This window comes from Pontibacillus yanchengensis Y32, from assembly GCF_000770635.1.
GTDB classification, from domain to species: Bacteria; Bacillota; Bacilli; order Bacillales; family BH030062; genus Pontibacillus; species Pontibacillus yanchengensis.
Genome location: NZ_AVBF01000047.1, coordinates 1 through 17,641, shown reverse-complemented (window position 1 = coordinate 17,641; position 17,641 = coordinate 1). Strand labels below are relative to the sequence as shown.

At 42.5% G+C, this 17,641-nt stretch carries 18 protein-coding genes; 1 reads left to right on the top strand and 17 read right to left on the bottom strand.

What is annotated here, in order from left to right; all coding sequences use genetic code 11:
* Positions 1-22: 22 nt before the first annotated feature.
* From N782_RS14980 to N782_RS14900, 17 genes are all read right to left on the bottom strand, one after another.
* A complete protein-coding gene (locus tag N782_RS14980; protein ID WP_036821858.1) occupies positions 23-1,036 on the bottom strand; it encodes an AimR family lysis-lysogeny pheromone receptor in 1,014 nt (337 codons plus the stop codon).
* Between the two features lie 224 nt (positions 1,037-1,260).
* On the bottom strand, positions 1,261-2,169 hold the full coding sequence (locus N782_RS14975) for a stage II sporulation protein SpoIIQ (RefSeq protein ID WP_036821856.1): 909 nt from the start codon (positions 2,167-2,169) through the stop codon (positions 1,261-1,263).
* 111 nt (positions 2,170-2,280) lie between these two features.
* A complete protein-coding gene (spoIID, locus tag N782_RS14970; protein WP_036821852.1) occupies positions 2,281-3,309 on the bottom strand; it encodes a stage II sporulation protein D in 1,029 nt (342 codons plus the stop codon).
* Positions 3,310-4,099: 790 nt separating this feature from the next.
* Positions 4,100-5,413 carry a UDP-N-acetylglucosamine 1-carboxyvinyltransferase gene (gene murA, locus N782_RS14965; RefSeq protein WP_036821849.1) on the bottom strand — a complete coding sequence of 438 codons (1,314 nt, stop codon included), beginning with the start codon at positions 5,411-5,413 and terminating at the stop codon, positions 4,100-4,102.
* A gap of 32 nt (positions 5,414-5,445) precedes the next feature.
* On the bottom strand, positions 5,446-6,171 hold the full coding sequence (locus N782_RS14960; RefSeq protein ID WP_036821847.1) for a YwmB family TATA-box binding protein: 726 nt from the start codon (positions 6,169-6,171) through the stop codon (positions 5,446-5,448).
* A 167-nt stretch (positions 6,172-6,338) separates the two neighbouring features.
* Entirely contained in the window at positions 6,339-6,569 is a 231-nt protein-coding gene (locus N782_RS14955) for a DUF1146 family protein (protein WP_036821845.1), read from the bottom strand.
* Between the two features lie 341 nt (positions 6,570-6,910).
* The gene (nuoN, locus tag N782_RS14950) at positions 6,911-8,425 is read right to left on the bottom strand and encodes an NADH-quinone oxidoreductase subunit NuoN (protein ID WP_036821842.1); all 1,515 of its coding nucleotides are present in this window, start codon (positions 8,423-8,425) and stop codon (positions 6,911-6,913) included.
* Positions 8,426-8,429: 4 nt separating this feature from the next.
* A complete protein-coding gene (locus tag N782_RS14945) occupies positions 8,430-9,893 on the bottom strand; it encodes a complex I subunit 4 family protein (RefSeq protein ID WP_036821839.1) in 1,464 nt (487 codons plus the stop codon).
* Positions 9,894-11,771 carry an NADH-quinone oxidoreductase subunit L gene (gene nuoL / locus N782_RS14940; protein ID WP_036821836.1) on the bottom strand — a complete coding sequence of 626 codons (1,878 nt, stop codon included), beginning with the start codon at positions 11,769-11,771 and terminating at the stop codon, positions 9,894-9,896. It lies immediately after the preceding gene.
* Positions 11,772-11,814: 43 nt separating this feature from the next.
* Positions 11,815-12,120 (bottom strand): NADH-quinone oxidoreductase subunit NuoK, encoded by a 306-nt coding sequence (nuoK, locus tag N782_RS14935; RefSeq protein WP_036821833.1) that lies wholly within the window; start codon positions 12,118-12,120, stop codon positions 11,815-11,817.
* Positions 12,117-12,626, bottom strand: coding sequence for an NADH-quinone oxidoreductase subunit J (locus N782_RS14930; RefSeq protein ID WP_036821830.1), 510 nt, complete (start codon positions 12,624-12,626; stop codon positions 12,117-12,119). The genes nuoK and N782_RS14930 overlap by 4 nt, the downstream gene beginning before the upstream one ends.
* The gene (gene nuoI, locus N782_RS14925; RefSeq protein ID WP_036821828.1) at positions 12,623-13,042 is read right to left on the bottom strand and encodes an NADH-quinone oxidoreductase subunit NuoI; all 420 of its coding nucleotides are present in this window, start codon (positions 13,040-13,042) and stop codon (positions 12,623-12,625) included. Before nuoI ends, N782_RS14930 begins: the two co-directional genes overlap by 4 nt.
* A 136-nt stretch (positions 13,043-13,178) precedes the next feature.
* Complete coding sequence (nuoH, locus tag N782_RS14920; RefSeq protein ID WP_036821826.1) at positions 13,179-14,174, bottom strand: NADH-quinone oxidoreductase subunit NuoH; 996 nt, start codon at positions 14,172-14,174, stop codon at positions 13,179-13,181.
* On the bottom strand, positions 14,174-15,274 hold the full coding sequence (locus N782_RS14915) for an NADH-quinone oxidoreductase subunit D (protein ID WP_036821823.1): 1,101 nt from the start codon (positions 15,272-15,274) through the stop codon (positions 14,174-14,176). The genes nuoH and N782_RS14915 overlap by 1 nt, the downstream gene beginning before the upstream one ends.
* Positions 15,275-15,277: 3 nt before the next feature.
* Entirely contained in the window at positions 15,278-16,165 is an 888-nt protein-coding gene (locus N782_RS14910) for an NADH-quinone oxidoreductase subunit C (RefSeq protein WP_052111369.1), read from the bottom strand.
* Complete coding sequence (locus N782_RS14905; protein ID WP_036821820.1) at positions 16,149-16,679, bottom strand: NuoB/complex I 20 kDa subunit family protein; 531 nt, start codon at positions 16,677-16,679, stop codon at positions 16,149-16,151. Before N782_RS14905 ends, N782_RS14910 begins: the two co-directional genes overlap by 17 nt.
* Positions 16,670-17,044, bottom strand: a complete 375-nt coding sequence (locus tag N782_RS14900) for an NADH-quinone oxidoreductase subunit A (protein ID WP_036821817.1) — start codon at positions 17,042-17,044, stop codon at positions 16,670-16,672. Before N782_RS14900 ends, N782_RS14905 begins: the two co-directional genes overlap by 10 nt.
* A gap of 168 nt (positions 17,045-17,212) precedes the next feature.
* On the opposite strand from N782_RS14900, the gene N782_RS14895 reads away from it, so the two are divergent.
* A complete protein-coding gene (locus N782_RS14895) occupies positions 17,213-17,617 on the top strand; it encodes a hypothetical protein (protein WP_237582673.1) in 405 nt (134 codons plus the stop codon).
* The last annotated feature ends 24 nt before the right edge of the window (positions 17,618-17,641 follow it).

Here is a 17,641-nt window from a genome sequence, read left to right as displayed (position 1 = left end):
CCCCCATCCCACCACCTTCGTCTCACAGTTTGTTCAGTTCTCGTAATGGTAGGCGGGCGAAGAAGTGGTGGCTGTCTTCATTTACGAATTTGTTGTATGACTTTATGAATAAATGATGGTTTTGTGTGGCTATTCCTAGATAGTACGTCTGAAATGAGGTTAGGGTTGGAAAGGAAGATAAGATCATTCTAGCTTCTTCATAGTCTCCTTTTGCTAGAGCAATATGTGCCTGTTCGGAGGGTTCTTGGGTAGTGATTCCGTCTACTTTATGATGAAAGGCACTGACAAATGGAATATTGTGTTGAGAAATATAGTACTCCTGATCCTGTAGATTATATCTTTCAGCGATATTTCTAGCTTGATGTAAGTGAAACATGGATTGATCGTAACTATCATAGAGGTAGCTTAACCCTAAACACTGATGAGTCTTGCATTTCCGATTAAGAGATATATTTTTTTGTTTGATAATCTTATATCCATACTTCCGTGACAGAATGAGTTCATTCCGCCTCCAATGATATCGTTGCTGCACCTCATTTAAGCGAAATAGTAAGGAATCTTTCAAAATAGAGGGTTCTAGTACTTCTACTCTCCCATATAACTCCTCCGTCAAACTAGCAATAACATCAAATCGATTCATGTCATAGAAACAATACAATTTCGTTAATACATGCACACTGGATTGTTCATCTGATAGAGGATTGATTGATTCTAGTTCGAATAATACCTTGTCGCTTGTCATCGACTGCGTTTCTAAATTACTTAATAGCTCATATAGTTGCGCCCATGTTTGATCGTATGGGTTTATGGAGTATTTATTTTCGTGAAGTAACTTCGTGAATTCTTTTTTATATCCGTTCATAAGAAAAAATTCAAGACTATGATATCTCGCCTCTGGGCTATTAGATTGTAAACAATAATCTCTTATTAGGTTACTACCTTCTTCTATATCACATATTGATGGTACTAAATGGAAAAAGGTGTATAAAGAGAGATTCGAGGACCTGGCATCATTAAGAATCGTTGCCTTATTCATCTATACAAGTACCTTCTTTCTAAGTTAAAGCTAAATAGTATATAAAAATAACATAACAAATTATCTGACATTTTAATATGTATTCAACAAAAGAAGTGCTTATTCGACACATGTAAGTGGGAGAACTTGGCGGATAGTAGAGATTGAGGAGGTTTCATCACTTAGTAGAGTTGTATTTGATAAAAAGAAAAACTCCGAGCCAAAAGACTCGGAGTTGGGTTCTATTATGTGTTCATCATAGAAATGGAAGATTCGCTATCTTCAGTTGGTTGGTCAGTGTCATTACCTTCTTGGTCCTGTTCAGTATCTTCTTCGTCAGTACCTTGTTCCTGATCTTCACCACGGTTTTGGTCATCTTCATTTAATTCTTGACCAGTACCTTCATTAGACTCTTCGGTTGCAGATTCTTGACCTTGTTGATCTTCAGGTTCTTCTGCTTCTTCCAGTTTGTTTAAAGGTTGGTTGAAGTATTCTTCAGGATTTAATGCTGTCTCACCTTTACGTACTTCGAAATCTAGGTGTACACCATTGTCTTTACCAGCAAGGTTTTGGCCAGCTGTAGCAATAACATCACCTTGTTTCACTTCAGCGCCAACTTCAACTAGTACGTCGCCAAGGCTCATGTACTTCGTAGTTACATCACTGTCATGTGAAATCTCGATTAATTGACCAAATAGTGGGTCTTCCTTCACTTCTGTGATGGTTCCACTTGCTGAAGCAGTTACATCAAACGTTTCTCCATCTTCTCGTGCGATACTAATGCCATTACTTTGATGGTAGCGATTGTGGTAAAATACGAGTGCTTGTTCTTTCTCTTCTTGGCTTGCATCATAATCATAGAACTTTGTTTTGATGACAACTTCTTCACGTTCTTTGAGCGGCATTGCTAAGTTTTCGGATTGCTCCATTACTGGTGCAGAATCTTCGCCATCGTAAGAGTACTCAATACTGTCTGTGTCATTTGTTGCATCTGGTTGTTCAGCTTGGTCGCTGGTAGACGAATTTTGGTACCAAACAACTCCAGCTAAAAGCAACGCTGCTGTAATCAAATAAACACTAGGGAAAAACCATTTTTTACGGAAAACACGTTTCCAATTGTTTTTTGAAACGCTTTTGTTTTCTTCCTCTCTCATTTCATCATCACCTCAAGAACCATTCTGAACAGAAAGAGGAAGAACTATACATTTTTATAAAAATTTTTTACACTTATCATTCGACAAACAAGAAAACTTATGCATACTAATTTACTTTGCTGCTATTTTTGGTAGGAAATCATCCACTTTTGAGATGGCTATTCCTTGATAATAGTGAGATAAAATCTCTTCATACGTCTTACCTTCTTGAGCCATCCCGTTAGCACCGTACTGACTCATACCAACTCCATGCCCATATCCTTTTGTCGTGAAAATAATATGATCATTTTTATATTTCACAGTGAAATCAGATGATTTTAAATCAAGTGCTTCTCGAATTTCACGACCAGTGAATGTTTTGCCCCCAACCGTTACTTCTGAAACTCGTTCGCTTTCTGTCTTTTTTACATTAGACAGAATTGGTTGATCAGCTGGCACGGAAACCTGTAACCCCGCTTCGATTTCAGCTTTTGTGAAAACCTTTTGATCCATGTATTTTGGTGATTCAGCATCCCACGGACTTTCTACACTTCGTAAATATGGAAACTCATTTGGCCAATAATCCTCTGAATTCTCCGTGAATCCATTCGAAGTGGAGAAAAAGGCTGCAAAAATCGGCTCTTCTTTATAAGTAAGCACTTCCCCTTTAGTCTGAGCCACAGCTTGCTCAATCTTGTTCATTTTCCATTCATAATCTGTGCCCCAGATGGTGCGAAGCTCTTCATCATTTTTGTACACTTGGTGTTGGATTGTATCTGTCACATGAGCCCCGCCCTTAAGCGTTGCCTTCTCATTCGTAAGGTATCGTACGATATACGTACGCGCCGCGAGAGCTTGCGCTTTTAACGCTTCTAACTCAAAATCAGCTGGCATTTCCGAAGCAACAACCCTTGAGACATACACTTCTAAAGGTACATCATCCACTTGGTTAGAACTCGAGCGCAGGACAGAAACGTCTAAGGATGACCCTTCCGCTAAATTGATGTCCTGTTCTGTTGCTACTTCATTCGTGCTCACCGGCTGCACCTGCTCCTCCTGGTTGGATCCGATGAATGGAACAACGACTAATGTTGGTAGTACGAGTATAATGGTGACCAACGTGCTAATAAAAATAAGCCCGGGTCCTTTCCACCTTTTCATGAAGACGCCCCTTTCCTATCTAGTTACTCTACTAACATTTCTATACAAAAAGTGGGAATGGTAGAACCTTTTGTTAGGAAAAAATTGTGGAGGAAGTGGCTAGTTGCTTTAGAGGGAGTGGTTGGATTTTGCTCGGTTTGGGAGTTGGGACTTGGTCATATTAGTAGATGGTAGATAGAGTGGGATGTTTGTGAGATTTTTGTGTGACGAGGGGTTACTATTTTGAGTCTTGTGTGTATAGGGTGGATTGGATATGTTTGGGTTTCTAGGTATCAGTAGCTTTGTAACTGTTATCCGCTGCCTTTCCTCTCTTATCCGTCACTTTTTAACCGGTATCCGCTGCCTTTCCTCTCTTATCCGTCACTTTTGTTCTGGTATCCGCTGCTTTTCCTCTCTTATCCGTCGCTTTTGTACCAGTATCCGCTGCTTTTCCTCTCTTATCCGTCGCTTTTGTACCGGTATCCGCTGCTTTTCATCTCTTATCCGTCGCTTTTGTACCGGTATCCGCTGCTTTTCCTCTCTTATCCGTCACTTCAATCTAGTAATCCGCTATTTTAGGTTCAGTATCAGCTGGTTTATGTACAGTTTGAACTTCCATCTTTATATAATGTGAGATGATACGATTTGTTCGCCTCCCTTTTGTTTATGCTCTGCTTTTTCCATTTATTCGCTCCCATCTCAGCTTTTGCTCCCTTATCTCCATTATGCTCCCTCCCAAGCTCAACCTCTCCTCAAAAACCCCATAAAAAAATACGACTCCTCTTCAGAGAAGTCGTATTGTTCATCTTGTTTATGATGATAGTGATGATTTCACGTCCGTTGTAGGTTCAATGTCTTCCATTGCTGGTTCGTTGATACGTTCTACATCAGCGCCAAGGCCTTTTAGTTTTTCGGCGAAATCTACATATCCGCGATCAAGGTGTTTCAGTTCTGTCACGCGAGTGTAGCCATCTGCAACTAGGCCAGCTAGAATGAGTGCAGCACCTGCGCGTAGATCTGTTGCGGCAACTTCTGCTCCTTGTAGGTCGGATGGTCCTTCTACAATGACGGAACGGCCTTCAATTTTTAGGTGTGCATTCATGCGACGGAATTCTTCTACGTGCATGAAGCGATTTTCGAATACTGTTTCGGTAATCACACTAGTACCATGTGCTCTTAGCATCAAGGCCATCATTTGTGATTGCATATCTGTTGGGAAACCAGGGTGTGGCATCGTCTTAATGTCAACGGCTTTTAATTTTTCTGGGCCGATAACGCGAAGGCCATCTTCTTCTTCTTGAATGATGACACCCATTTCTTCCATTTTGGCAACAAGTGAACGAACATGTTCAAGCTCAGCGTTCTTTACTAACACATTTCCTTGTGAGATAGCTGCGGCCACCATGAAAGTTCCAGCCTCAATTCGGTCTGGAATGATTGTGTGCTCGGCTCCGACTAGTTTTTCTACTCCGTGAATACGGATTGTTTCGGTACCTGCACCAATAACTTTTGCGCCCATTTTGTTCAAGTAGTTTGCAAGGTCAACGATTTCTGGCTCTTTTGCACAGTTTTCTAGTACTGTTTTTCCTTCGGCAAGAGCAGCGGCCATCATAACGTTTTCGGTTGCTCCAACACTTGGTACGTCAAAATAAATACGGGCGCCTTGAAGACGTCCTTCTGCGTACGCTTCGATAAATCCATTTCCTACATTTACTTTTGCACCCATTGCTTCAAAGCCCTTAAGGTGCTGGTCAATCGGTCTTGAACCAATTGCACATCCACCTGGAAGTGCAACCTTTGCGTGTCCGTAACGAGCTAAAAGTGGTCCTAATACAAGGAACGATGCTCTCATTTTACGAACATATTCAAATGGTGCTTCTGTTGTCAGCTCTCTAGATGCATCAATCGTTACAGTATTTTGATCGATACCTACATCTGCATTCATATATCGCATTACTTCACTAATTGTAGTTACATCAGCGAGAGCGGGTACTTCTTTAAGGATACTTTTTCCTTCACTAGCAATTAGGCTTGCTGCGATGACAGGCAGAACAGCATTTTTAGCACCTTCTACCTTAACGGTACCATTGAGCTGGCCGCCACCGCGGACGATGATTTTTTCCAAGGTCATTCCCCTCCGCGTCCATTTTCTCTATATTAATATTCATTCGTAATGACTGGCGTTCCAAATGTGAGGGTTGTCTTTGCGCCCATTCCTTCGCGTAATGCAAATTGAACATTCATTGAACCCTGATCTCCATATGGAATCGCCTGGCTCCATTGTTTTGTTAATCCTGTGACTGATATAAAATCTTCTTCGTTTAGTATTTGCAATTCTTCGATTTGTAATCTGGTACTAAATTTTTCAAGCAATAAAACACCATCAATAATACCATTGTATTCCGTTTTCACACAAGTGAATATTGTGGTATTTTCTTGAAAAATAGCGGATTTTAGCTGATTTAGTCTAGGCATAAAGTTTGATTTTGTAGCCTCATCCCATTCGTCACCTGTTGCGACGTAAAGGATTTGAGCGTATGATTGCATTTCTTTCGAAACAATCATAATAAACCTTTCGACAAATTGAGAATTTTTTTGATGGTACGTGAAAACGAATTTTTTCCTCTTTTCGTCTTCCGTTTCATTGATGGTCATGTGAGGATATTGTGTTTGAAGCATTTCTTTGTAGTAGGAGATTTCATCTTGGTGAATGTCCTTTTTCATCGTAACTTCCCATGTCCCCACTTCTAGGTTATGATCTTGTATAAAATCTGTGATATCGTTCAGTGGTTGTACTGGTGAAGTGCGTTTGGCTTGTGCTGCTAGAAATAAATGAGGTTGAAGCAATAAGATAATAATGAATATAATAGCAAAATGTTTCATGAATCTTCACTCTCCCCTTGGAAAAAATCATATTCCCATTATGAGCGGGAGAGGGTAGAAACATACCCCAAAAATCTAGCGGTTATTCGACAATTCATACACAACACCATGAGAGTCATGCTACCTTTTGGGATACGAAACCTAGCGTAGCCCTTTTCTTCTATAGGTTACAATAGGAACTGTAGATTTTTTGACCATTGAAGGTAATCTAAAAAGAAATTACTCACAGCCGTCCCAATTGTAATGGTAAGAAAAATTAATAAAAGGCGTGCTTCAAAAACCTTTCCTTTTTTAATAAGACCATCGAGATTAATGGATTGTAGTAAACGCCATGTAATCATAATGAAAACAATATGAGAAATCATATTTGTTAACGATTGATATCCCACTGCATCCATGACTTCCTCCACACCTTTCTACAAGAGTGACATACGGCTTCGACACATTCATGTTATTCCTTTTGAAAATATGCCGATTTCGCTAATTATTGCCGGGGAAATATCGACAAAGTTCACTAGTAAAACCTTGCCATGCTGAACCGCAAATGTCAACGTTACTCGGTGTGTTGTTACCCAATACCTTTTTTATATCGACACTAAACCTGTGCAGTTAAGTAGTTCGAACGATTTCGATATTTCTCTGCGGCCCACACGACGTGGGTTGGTTCTATTGGGACGAGGGACCTGTCCCTTCGTCCCATTTCCCAGTAAATAAAAAAGGATGAGCACAAAACTCATCCTTATCCACGCATCCAGAGCATTTCTGTTACGTTGATTAGATCGACGTAGTGATGGTAAAAGTCGAGAGCGAGGTTTGGTAATATGCCTAGGCCTATGATGGCAATGGCGCATATCCAAAGGGTGGTTTTCATCACTATCGGGACCTTGATGGTAACTTGGAATGGATTGCTTCGGAAATATATCTGTACCAGAATGCCAAAGTAGAACACGTACGATAATACAGTGGCTGCAATCATGATACTGACTAGCACGATTGGAGCTGGATCTGTACTGAGAGCTCCCAATATGATATTCAGCTTACCGATAAATCCAGCTGTGCCTGGTATCCCTGCTAATGATAGGATGAAAATGGTCATCAGTATGGCTAAAGCTGGGGAGCGTTTATATAAGCCTGAGAACATCTCGAGGTCTAGTGTTCCGTGTTTCTCGTAAAGAACATATATAATAGCTAACCCACCTACTGTCATAAACATGTAGACGAGCAGGTAGAACCATATATTTTCAAGCGTCAACGTTGATAGGGCCACAACTGGGACGAGTAAGTAGCCTGCATGTGCGACACTTGAGTAGGCAAATAGACGCTTCATATTGTGTTGTCGTAACGCAAGGATATTACCAAGGATCATTGTAAGAGCAGCTAAGACACCTATCCAAAGGGCCATAGACTGCATAAACGTTTCATTAAGCCTCAATCCCTCTAATGTGCCAAAAAGGGTTAAGAACACCCTCAAAAGAATAATGAATCCGGCTGCTTTCGATACAACGCTCAAGAACGCTGTAACAGGAATTGGTGCACCTTCATATACATCTGGAGTCCACATATGAAATGGGACGGTAGAGATTTTGAAGGCAAGACCTACAAACGTCATGATAAAAGCCATAATCAACAACCCTTGCGCGGGGGTTCGGATTAACGAAGGCAGGATTTCGGATATCGTCGTCAATTGCGTGCTTCCTGTTAGCCCATATAAGTAGCTAAAGCCAAACAATGTGATAGCCGTCGCCATGCCCCCATTAATCACGTATTTCATGGCACTTTCATTTGATTTTAAAGATTGCTTATCAATACCAGCTAAAATGTACGATGATATCGATAATAGTTCCAGTCCTACAAAAAGCGTAATTAAGTCAGCACTGGAAGCCATCATCATCGCTCCAAGTAGTGCCGTTAAGAGTAAATAGTAGAACTCCCCTTGCTCCCGCTTTCGATGATAAGAGGCAGATAGGCCTAGCACCAATCCAGCTCCAATAAGGAGAAGCAGCTTAAAGCTTGTTGCGAATAAATCCAAACGATACGTATCATACAAAATCATGTCCGCTTCTTGACCAAGCTGGCTTAAAGTGAACACGAATGCTACTAAAATTCCAACACCCGCAAAAACACTTAGCCACTTCCGATGAAACGAATGAGGTAAAAAAAGATCCAAGAGCGATAACAACGTCGCAATGATCACGATTGTAAATTCCGGTGCCATTATCCCCCAGTCATATGCCAGTAACGTTTCCATGTCCATCTCGTTACCCTCCTATCCTAAGCACGATTGCTTCTACACTAGTTTGGATTGAATGGGTCAAAGAGGTAGGAAACACACCAATGAGGAGAATCAATCCAAGCATAATACTGACGGGAATCCACTCTTTCCCCTGCAAATCTGCTATCCCTTGTTGAGCTAGCACTTCTTTTCCAAACGTGATGTCCATGACCGCTCTTAAGATATACGCGGCTGTTAGGATAATCCCGATTGTACCAATGGCCGCGATAACAGGCATGGATTCAAATATTCCGAGGAAGGTCATGAATTCACTTACAAAACCACTCATACCAGGTAGTCCAAGGGAAGCTAACCCAACCGCTAATAGAACACCAGCAGTGAGAGGCATGGTTCTTGATAGTCCCCCTAGGCGTGTAATATAGGTAGTTTCTGTTTTTTCCTTTACTACCCCTATAAGGAAAAAGACCAGCGCTGCAATCAGTCCGTGCGAAATGGTTTGAAACATTGCTCCTTGTAATCCTGCTTCATTCATAGCCGCAATTCCAAGTAACACGATTCCCATATGCGAGATACTCGAATAGGCGAACAGGCTACGTAGTTCTTTTTGTACGAAGGCGATACATGCCCCGTAAAGAAGATTAACCAACCCCAAAATAGCGACAACTGGTGCTATGTCTTGAAAGGATGCTGGGAAAAAGCCAATTCCAAACTGCATCAATCCGTACGCTCCAATTTTCAGCAACACGCCAGCATGGATCATGACTAAAGCAGGCGGTGCTTGCACATGAACGCGTACCATCCATGTGTGTAACGGGACAATCGGTAGCTTTACGCCAAAGGCAATGAGTAAGGAAATCAGCAGTCCCATGCTCAATTCCGTGCTTAAGGAGGCATTGGCAATCGCCTCATAGTTCGTGCTGCCAACATTAGCAAACAATACGATTATCACGATAAGTAATATGGCGGAACCAATTCCGTTGTAGAGAAGGTAACTGTATGCAGCTCTTTCCTTCTCCATGCCGCCCCATTTTCCAATCAGTAAAAACATCGGGACTAGTGTAAGCTCAAAGAATATAAAGAATAAAATGAGATTTTGAGACGCAAACACGCCGAGTATTCCGATTTCAAGTAAGAGAGTAAGCAGCGCATATTGCTTCCATCCCTTTTTGATTTGCATGGTAGCTGTCACCATGGAGACGATCATTAATACTGCCGTTAATAAAAGCAACACTAATGAAAAACCACTGACCCCTAATTCGTACTCAACAAAAAAGCTAAATGGGTACTGTCCAAAGGAAATCCACGGTACACGTATCGATAAATCAGCTCCACTGTGAAACTGCTGATAGACGATTATGGACATAATCAAAGGTAGGATGGAGCAGATGACGGCTATCCTTTTTTGCAGCTTAGCTTGTGTGGATGGTACGAGTAACAACAAAACAATTCCAACGATTGGAGAAAAGACGAGTAACGTTAACCAGCCCATTTAAAAGAACCTCCCTTGCATAAGCCCAATCAGCAATAATACAACGAGTCCGACGCCAACCATCGCTCCGTACGTTTGGACCTGTCCGTTTTGTAGTTTGGAAGCTAGCTTGGTTACTAAAATCGTTATATCTTCTATGAAATGTAGAATTCCTTGGATAACGTACCTCTCCACCCAAGTACCAACTATACCGAGACATTTCGTAGCGAATACTACGGTTCTTTGATATAACACATCTACAAAAAAGCCATTCAATACCGCTTCATACACACCAGGAAACGCTTCGGACAAATAGTTGCGATCCAGTTTTTCCTTTTGATACATCAAATACGCCATCCAAATGCCAAGAAACGTCAGAAGAGTGGTCACAGCCATCAGCCATCCTGCTCCTTCATGTGGGTGAAGTGTGATATATTCATTCCCTGAAGCTAACCATTCCCCTAAAAATGGACCGAACCATCCAGTATGAATGTAACCTGCACCAACAGCTAACAAAGCTAACACCACCATCGGCAGGATCATAACACGAGGTGATTCAAAGATTTTCTTCCGCCTCTTATATGGGATGATTTTTTTGCTCATGAACACTAGGAAGAATAATCGGAACATGTAAAATGCCGTTAGAAAAGCTGTAATCAATCCTAGTGTGAATAGGACATAATGTTCTTCTTTCCATACTGCTAATAGTACTTCCTCTTTGCTGAAGAATCCTGAGAATAGTGGCATACCAGCAATGGCGAGTGTGCCGATTAAAAACAGCCACCCAGTCCCCTTCATCCGTTTCCACAGTCCTCCCATTTCTCCAATGAGTTGTGTGTGGGCAGCGTGGATCACGCTTCCTGCTGCAAGGAATAATAAGGCTTTAAAAAAGGCGTGTGTCGTTAAATGAAAGACACCTGCTACATACCCAGCGGAGCCAAGTGCGAGCATCATATAGCCTAGCTGCGAAACGGTGGAGTAGGCAAGCACACGCTTGATATCGGTTTGCACGATAGCGATACACGCCGCAAATATGGCGGTAAATGCTCCCGTTATAGCGACCACCAACATGGCCGTATCGCTTGCTTCGAATAATGGGAATAGTGTCGCTACTAAATACACGCCAGCCGCGACCATGGTTGCAGCATGGATGAGCGCTGATACTGGCGTTGGCCCTTCCATTGCATCCGGTAACCACGAATGTAGCGGGAACTGACCTGATTTGCCAACCGCTCCAATAAAGATGAGTAACGCAACCAAGGTCACCATTCCACTGTCCATATCGCCCCCCGATACAGCTTGGAAAATCGCGCTAAATTCGAGGCTCCCTACCTGCCAAAATACTAAAATCATCCCAATTAACAAGCCAACATCCCCGACACGGGTCATGAGAAATGCTTTTTTAGCGGCTGCCCTGGCTTCTGCTTTATGAAAATAAAATCCAATCAGTAAAAATGATCCTAATCCCACCAGCTCCCAAAACATATAGAGCTGCAACAGATTTGGAGATAAAACTAGCGCAAGCATTGCAAAGGTAAAGAAGCCAAGATAAGCATAAAACGTGCCCAGTCGTTCCTCTCCAGCCATATATCCTTTCGAATAGATATGAACTAAGAAACTTACAAGCGAAACGATTACGAGCATAAGCGCATTCAACGGATTCACGATATACCCAATAGAAAAAACGGTATCGCCAATCGATAGCCAACTTATGACTGCTTCGCTATTTCCAAAAATCATTTGCCCAATTAGAACGGTAATCGATCCAATAAGCGCGAGGCCCGTTGTCATGATCCCTACTCGGCTACAAAGATGATGCCATTCCCTTTTTTGGAAGATAAAACATAACAAAAACGTCATCAATGGAAAAAAGGGAATAATCCAAGCGATTTGCGTCATTCTACACAGTCCCTTCTGTATGCAACTGTTCGTTCACTACGCCTCAACCTTTCATTTCATTCATGTCTTCTACTTGAACGGTCGCCTTATTTCGATACAACGCAATCAGAATAGCTAATCCTACAGCCGCTTCAGCTGCTGCCACGGTAATCGAAAATAACGAAAAGATTTGCCCTGTGATTGCAGGGTTCACGCCAAATTTACTAAAGGCAACCAAGTTTAAATTAACGGCATTCAACATTAGCTCGATACAGATTAGCACAATAACAGTGTTGCGCTTCGTTAACGCTCCGAATAATCCCAGTGCAAATAATGCTGCAGCTAATAATAAAAACGCATGAACGGTCATTCTGTATCCTCCTCTCGTTTGGCAAGAAGAATAGCGCCAATAAAGGCAACCAACAGAACGATAGATACGAGTTCAAATGGAATAACGTAGTGAGAATAAAGGCTAAGGCCAATTTGTTTTGTATTTTCTACATGAAGGTCTGGAGCAGTCGCACCAAAGTTCACTCCTTCAATCAACACATACATGATGCCAAAAAAGAGTACCATAGCTACCCCAACGAGCCACCCTCGCTGGGAAGAACGATACGTTCGCTCTTTGGCATCGTGATGGTGTTTTGTCAGCATGATACCGAAGATCATCATAATGGAAATCGCACCTGAATAGATCAACACCTGCACGACGGCTACGAACTCAGCAGATAGCATGACGTATAAACCTGCGATGCTTAAAAAGGTCAACACAAGCGCTAACAGCATATGAATGACTTTACTGGCATTCAACATAACCAACGCACCAAATATAGCGATGGTAGCAAGGACAAGAAAAATCATCACTTCCCCAGTCATGCCTTGTTCTCCTCTCGAGTGTTATCCTCGTTTTCATCCAACCATTCGAGATTTTTAAACAGCTCATCTCGCGAATACTCTGCAAGCTCAAAAGTGTTCGTCATGATGATCGCTTCGGTTGGACATACCTCTGTACATAAATCGCAGAGGATGCAAATTTCAAAATTGATATCAAACGTATCAATGATTTTCCTCTTAACTGAAGGATCAGGATGTTTTTTTTCGGTTAAATCAATACAATCGGTTGGGCAAATGTTAGAACACTGATTACACACAATACACTTCTCAGGATAAAACTTTTGGATGCCACGAAATCGGTCAGGCATTGGTATTGGCTCATCTGGATACGTGTATGTCATCTGCTTTTTGGACATATTTTTCAACGTATAAGCAAGCCCTTTCCCTATTCCTTTCATCCGTTCCGCCTCCTTTTTACCGAATAATAGAAAAGCGCAAAAACCCGGCTAGCGACCTACAAACTGCCCTAATCATGCATTTCACTGTAGCTGGAGCTAGACTCGTAAGCGCCAAACGTATCATTTCTTTAAACGATCACAAGAGCTGTTTGATTATTGCCGTAATAAAAATATTCGCAAGTGCGACGGGTAAAAGAACCTTCCAGCCAAATTCCATTAGCTGATCGACGCGAATACGTGGTAACGACACGCGAACCCATATAAAAAAGAACACCATTAGCATGAATTTTCCGATGAACCAAAACGCATCAGGGATAAATCCAAGACCCGGTATCGCATTCCATCCTCCTAAAAATAGCACCGTAATTAACGCTGCCATTGCAAATAGATACACATATTCTGAAAGCATAAAAAATGCCCAGCGGAAGCCTGAATACTCAACGTGATAGCCAGCTACTAGCTCCGATTCTGCTTCTGGTAAGTCAAATGGCGTCCGGTTCAATTCAGCATTGGCCGCAATCACAAACACAATGAATCCAATCGGCTGAATCAATATAAAAGCAATGTTTTGTTGTGCCTCTACAATTTCGATCAAATTTAAGCTTCCCGTTAGCAAAACCACACCAATCACGGACATAACGAGTGGTATTTCATACGAAATCATCTGCGCCGCAGAACGCATCCCGCCCATTAACGCATACTTGTTATTGGAAGCCCAACCAGCAGTGACAATACCGATAGTCGACACACCCGATATAGCGATATAATACAGCAGTCCAACGCCGATATCGGAGAAGTGAAACGCATCCGTAAAGGGTATGACAGCTAGCACCATAAACGCTGGTGTGAAGGCAATAACGGGAGCTAGGATGAATAATGGCTTATCCGCAAGCTTCGGGCGGGTATCTTCTTTTGTTAATAGCTTAAGAATATCGGCCACGGTTTGCAGTAAACCAAAGCGCCCTCCGACACGATTCGGACCGTGTCGCAGTTGCATATAGCCCATCACTTTTCGTTCTGCCAATATGGCAAATGTGACGAATCCGAGTACAAGCATCAGCATGCTCGTTCCTATAAGAAGCTGTGTGAGAAGATGAGACGCGCTCGGTTGTGTTTGTAGAAAGGATGTCATTACCCATCAACCTCCCCGAGTACAATATCTACACCGCCTAAAATAGTGATTAAGTTCGCCATATTTTCGCCTTCGAGAAGCTTTGGTAGGATTTGCAGATTGTAAAACGACGGGCGGCGGAACTTGAGGCGATATGGTTCTTTTTTGCCTTGACTTGCAATGTAACAACCAATCTCACCCCTAGGAGACTCAATCCGTACATAAGCCTCCCCTTTTGGTGGCTTTACGACTTTCGGAACTTTTGCGAGAATCTTGCCCTCTTCCGGACATTGCTCTACAGCCTGTTCGATAATCTTGAGCGACTCCTCTATCTCACCCATCCGACAGTGATACCTGGAAAGGGCATCCCCTTCCTGCCTGGTGATTACATCAAACTGAAAGCGGTCATAAATGGAATAAGATTCATGCTTCCGCAGGTCCCACTCCACACCGGTACAACGTAAATTCGCCCCACTCAATGAATAATTAATGGCGTCGTCCCTTGTGTAGGTACCCACTCCTTTTACTCGTTGATGGAAAATTTCATTGCCTGTTACAAAATCATGGTATCCTTGCAACTGCTCTCTCATATACGGTACAAATTCACGAACACGATCAAGCCAACCCTCAGGAGCATCCCATTTCACCCCACCGATGCGCATGTAATTGAACGTTAATCTAGCACCAGACAGCTCGGTTAGTAGATTAATAATCGCTTCTCGTTCTCTGAAAGCATACAAAAACGGGCTAACAGCGCCAATATCTAATAGATACGTCCCGAACCAGACAAGATGGCTGGCGACTCTCCCTAGCTCCATCGAGAGCACACGTAAATATTCCGCTCGCTCCGGGATTTCAAGGTCCATCATCGTTTCAACAGCATGGCAAATCACATAATTATTCGTCATTGCGGACAAATAATCCATGCGATCGGTGTACGGAATGATTTGTGTGTATTGGAGATCTTCAGCTATCTTTTCCGTGCCACGATGTAAATAGCCAATAACTGGCTTCGCTTCTTTAATAATTTCTCCGTCAATTTTGACAACAAGACGAAATACACCATGGGTACTCGGGTGCTGAGGGCCTACATTTAATAGCATTTCTTCCGTTCGTAACATGTCCTACACCTCCTCGTCGTAAGGTTGATAATCTTTCCGAAGGGGATACCCCTTCCACTCCTCACCTAGAAAAATACGATGCAAACTCGGATGATTGCGGAACTCAATCCCTAGCAAATCGTAAGCCTCACACTCCGGCCAATTCGCTCCTTCCCAAAGCTGAGCTAACGATTCAATGCTTGGATGCTCATGATCCAATTTAACCTTTAGCGCGATGGACTGATGATTGAGTAAGGAATAGAGATGAGCATAAAGCTCATAATGCGTTTCAAAATCTGTCCCATGATAATCCGATAAAAAATCAAAACCAAGCTGCTCGTTGTATTTTAAAAACTGCGCTACACTGTAATAGGCTTCTGGTGTCGTTACGATTGTCGGGACGTGCTTAGACAAGCGATTGATGTATGCCTCTTCTATGACGTCCTCTCCAAGGTGCTCTTTAATGACCTCTACATATTTGTTTAGCAGCGGCTGATTGTAGGATGGGAGCTCCTCTTCCTCTTCCGTTTTTTCGGCTTTGGCGGATGTAGCTTTTTCTGCAGCTTTTGCCTTTGCAGCAGCCTTGGCTTTGGCAGCGGCAGCAGCTTTCTTTTTGGCTTTTTCTTTATCGGATTCTGTAGGTTGGTTTTGTGTAGGTAGTTCAGAATTGTTTGGTGGGTTCTCTGGTGATGGGGCTTGTTGCTGAGTCTCGTTTCCCTCTTTTAGGTCGTTATTGGTTTCTTGATCAAACGTTTGATCCATTTCTTTATTTTGGTCTGATTTTTGGTTGGAATCGGGTGATTTGGCTTGTGAATGTGGTTGATTTTCAGAAGGTGCTTCTTCTTGGTTGATGGTTGGGTCAAGACCCTCCTGTTCAGGTAGAGACTTGTCATTATTATGATTGTCGGTCATTCGTCATCACCCGCTTTCCTGTCTTAGCTTCGTAGCGAATTTTTTCTTGTAGTTTGTTAATACCGTATATAAGGGCAGCTGGGTTTGGCGGGCATCCTGGGATATAGACATCGACTGGGACGATCTGATCCACACCTTTCACAACGGAGTAGGAATTAACATATGGGCCTCCTGCTGTCGCACACGATCCCATTGCGATAACCCATTTCGGCTCTGGCATCTGATCGTATAGACGACGTAGAACGGGCGCCATTTTTTTCGTTACCGTGCCCGATACAATCATGACATCAGACTGTCGCGGTGACGTTCGGAAAAACGATCCAAATCGGTCCACATCGTAATGAGATGAGCCTACCCCCATCATTTCAATCGCACAACAGGCTAGTCCAAACGTTAGCGGCCACAGAGAATTACTCCTAGCCCATCCCTTCAACTGCTCGAGTGTAGCCATAAATACATTCCGCTCTAACTCAGCTCTTTCCTCAGGTGAAATATTCTCCAAATTTAGCTCCATCGTAGCACCTTCTTTTTCCAAGCATAGATTAACCCAATCAACAACATGACAATGAAGATCAACATTTCAATCAGAGCAAATGCCCCTAGCGAATCAAAAGCAACAGCCCATGGATACAAGAAAACCGTCTCCACATCAAAAATGACAAACATCAAAGCAAACATATAATATTGAACATGAAACTGAACCCGCGCATCCTGAAACGGATCAATTCCACTCTCGTAAGTTGTCTGCTTCGCCTTCGATGGCTTATGAGGTCGCAACAAACGCCCAGCCGTCAACGCAACGATTGGAAGCAGCAAACCTAGAGCCAAAAACACTAAAATAATCAGGTAACTATTGTGATAGACATGCAACGATTCCATACGCATCCCCTTTCGTTCAGGTGGAGTGAAAACGCTTTACTTATTAGGTCAACACACTTAAAGTGATAAACCTCTTCTATGCATGTCTATGTTGGAGATGTGGGGTTATGACGAAAATGTGGTGCTGGGGTGGTTATGGGGATGGGGGTGGGTTGACTTTCTGGGGATATGCGTGGGTTCTGCACCGATATGTGTGGGTTTGGCTCATATATGCGTGACTTTTACACTGATATGCGTGACTTTTACACTGATATGCGTGACTTTTACACTGATATGCGTGGGTTTGGCTCGGATATGCGTGACTTCTGCACTGATATGCGTGGGTTTCGCTCGGATATGCGTGACTTTTACACTGATATGCGTGGGTTTGACTCATATATGCGTGACTTCTTCACTGATATGCGTGGGTTTCGCTCGGATATGCGTGGGTTTGGCTCATATATGCGTGACTTCTTCACTGATATGCGTGGGTTTGGCTCATATATGCGTGACTTCTTCACTGATATGCGTGGGTTTGGCTCATATATGTGTGACTTCTTCACTGATATGAGTCAAGTCCTTAACATTGTGTAAAAGTATCCATGATGTTTTCAACTT

What these genes read in the sequence shown, in the direction of transcription:
- N782_RS14980 (WP_036821858.1), bottom strand. Translation starts at nt 1,036, where the DNA reads ATGAATAAGGCAACGATTCTTAATGATGCCAGGTCCTCGAATCTCTCT.
- N782_RS14975 (WP_036821856.1), bottom strand. Translation starts at nt 2,169, where the DNA reads ATGAGAGAGGAAGAAAACAAAAGCGTTTCAAAAAACAATTGGAAACGT.
- spoIID (WP_036821852.1), bottom strand. Translation starts at nt 3,309, where the DNA reads ATGAAAAGGTGGAAAGGACCCGGGCTTATTTTTATTAGCACGTTGGTC.
- N782_RS14960 (WP_036821847.1), bottom strand. Translation starts at nt 6,171, where the DNA reads ATGAAACATTTTGCTATTATATTCATTATTATCTTATTGCTTCAACCT.
- N782_RS14955 (WP_036821845.1), bottom strand. Translation starts at nt 6,569, where the DNA reads ATGGATGCAGTGGGATATCAATCGTTAACAAATATGATTTCTCATATT.
- nuoN (WP_036821842.1), bottom strand. Translation starts at nt 8,425, where the DNA reads ATGGACATGGAAACGTTACTGGCATATGACTGGGGGATAATGGCACCG.
- N782_RS14945 (WP_036821839.1), bottom strand. Translation starts at nt 9,893, where the DNA reads ATGGGCTGGTTAACGTTACTCGTCTTTTCTCCAATCGTTGGAATTGTT.
- nuoL (WP_036821836.1), bottom strand. Translation starts at nt 11,771, where the DNA reads ATGACGCAAATCGCTTGGATTATTCCCTTTTTTCCATTGATGACGTTT.
- nuoK (WP_036821833.1), bottom strand. Translation starts at nt 12,120, where the DNA reads ATGACCGTTCATGCGTTTTTATTATTAGCTGCAGCATTATTTGCACTG.
- N782_RS14930 (WP_036821830.1), bottom strand. Translation starts at nt 12,626, where the DNA reads ATGACTGGGGAAGTGATGATTTTTCTTGTCCTTGCTACCATCGCTATA.
- nuoI (WP_036821828.1), bottom strand. Translation starts at nt 13,042, where the DNA reads ATGAAAGGAATAGGGAAAGGGCTTGCTTATACGTTGAAAAATATGTCC.
- nuoH (WP_036821826.1), bottom strand. Translation starts at nt 14,174, where the DNA reads ATGACATCCTTTCTACAAACACAACCGAGCGCGTCTCATCTTCTCACA.
- N782_RS14915 (WP_036821823.1), bottom strand. Translation starts at nt 15,274, where the DNA reads ATGTTACGAACGGAAGAAATGCTATTAAATGTAGGCCCTCAGCACCCG.
- N782_RS14910 (WP_052111369.1), bottom strand. Translation starts at nt 16,165, where the DNA reads ATGACCGACAATCATAATAATGACAAGTCTCTACCTGAACAGGAGGGT.
- N782_RS14905 (WP_036821820.1), bottom strand. Translation starts at nt 16,679, where the DNA reads ATGGAGCTAAATTTGGAGAATATTTCACCTGAGGAAAGAGCTGAGTTA.
- N782_RS14900 (WP_036821817.1), bottom strand. Translation starts at nt 17,044, where the DNA reads ATGGAATCGTTGCATGTCTATCACAATAGTTACCTGATTATTTTAGTG.
- N782_RS14895 (WP_237582673.1), top strand. Translation starts at nt 17,213, where the DNA reads ATGCGTGGGTTCTGCACCGATATGTGTGGGTTTGGCTCATATATGCGT.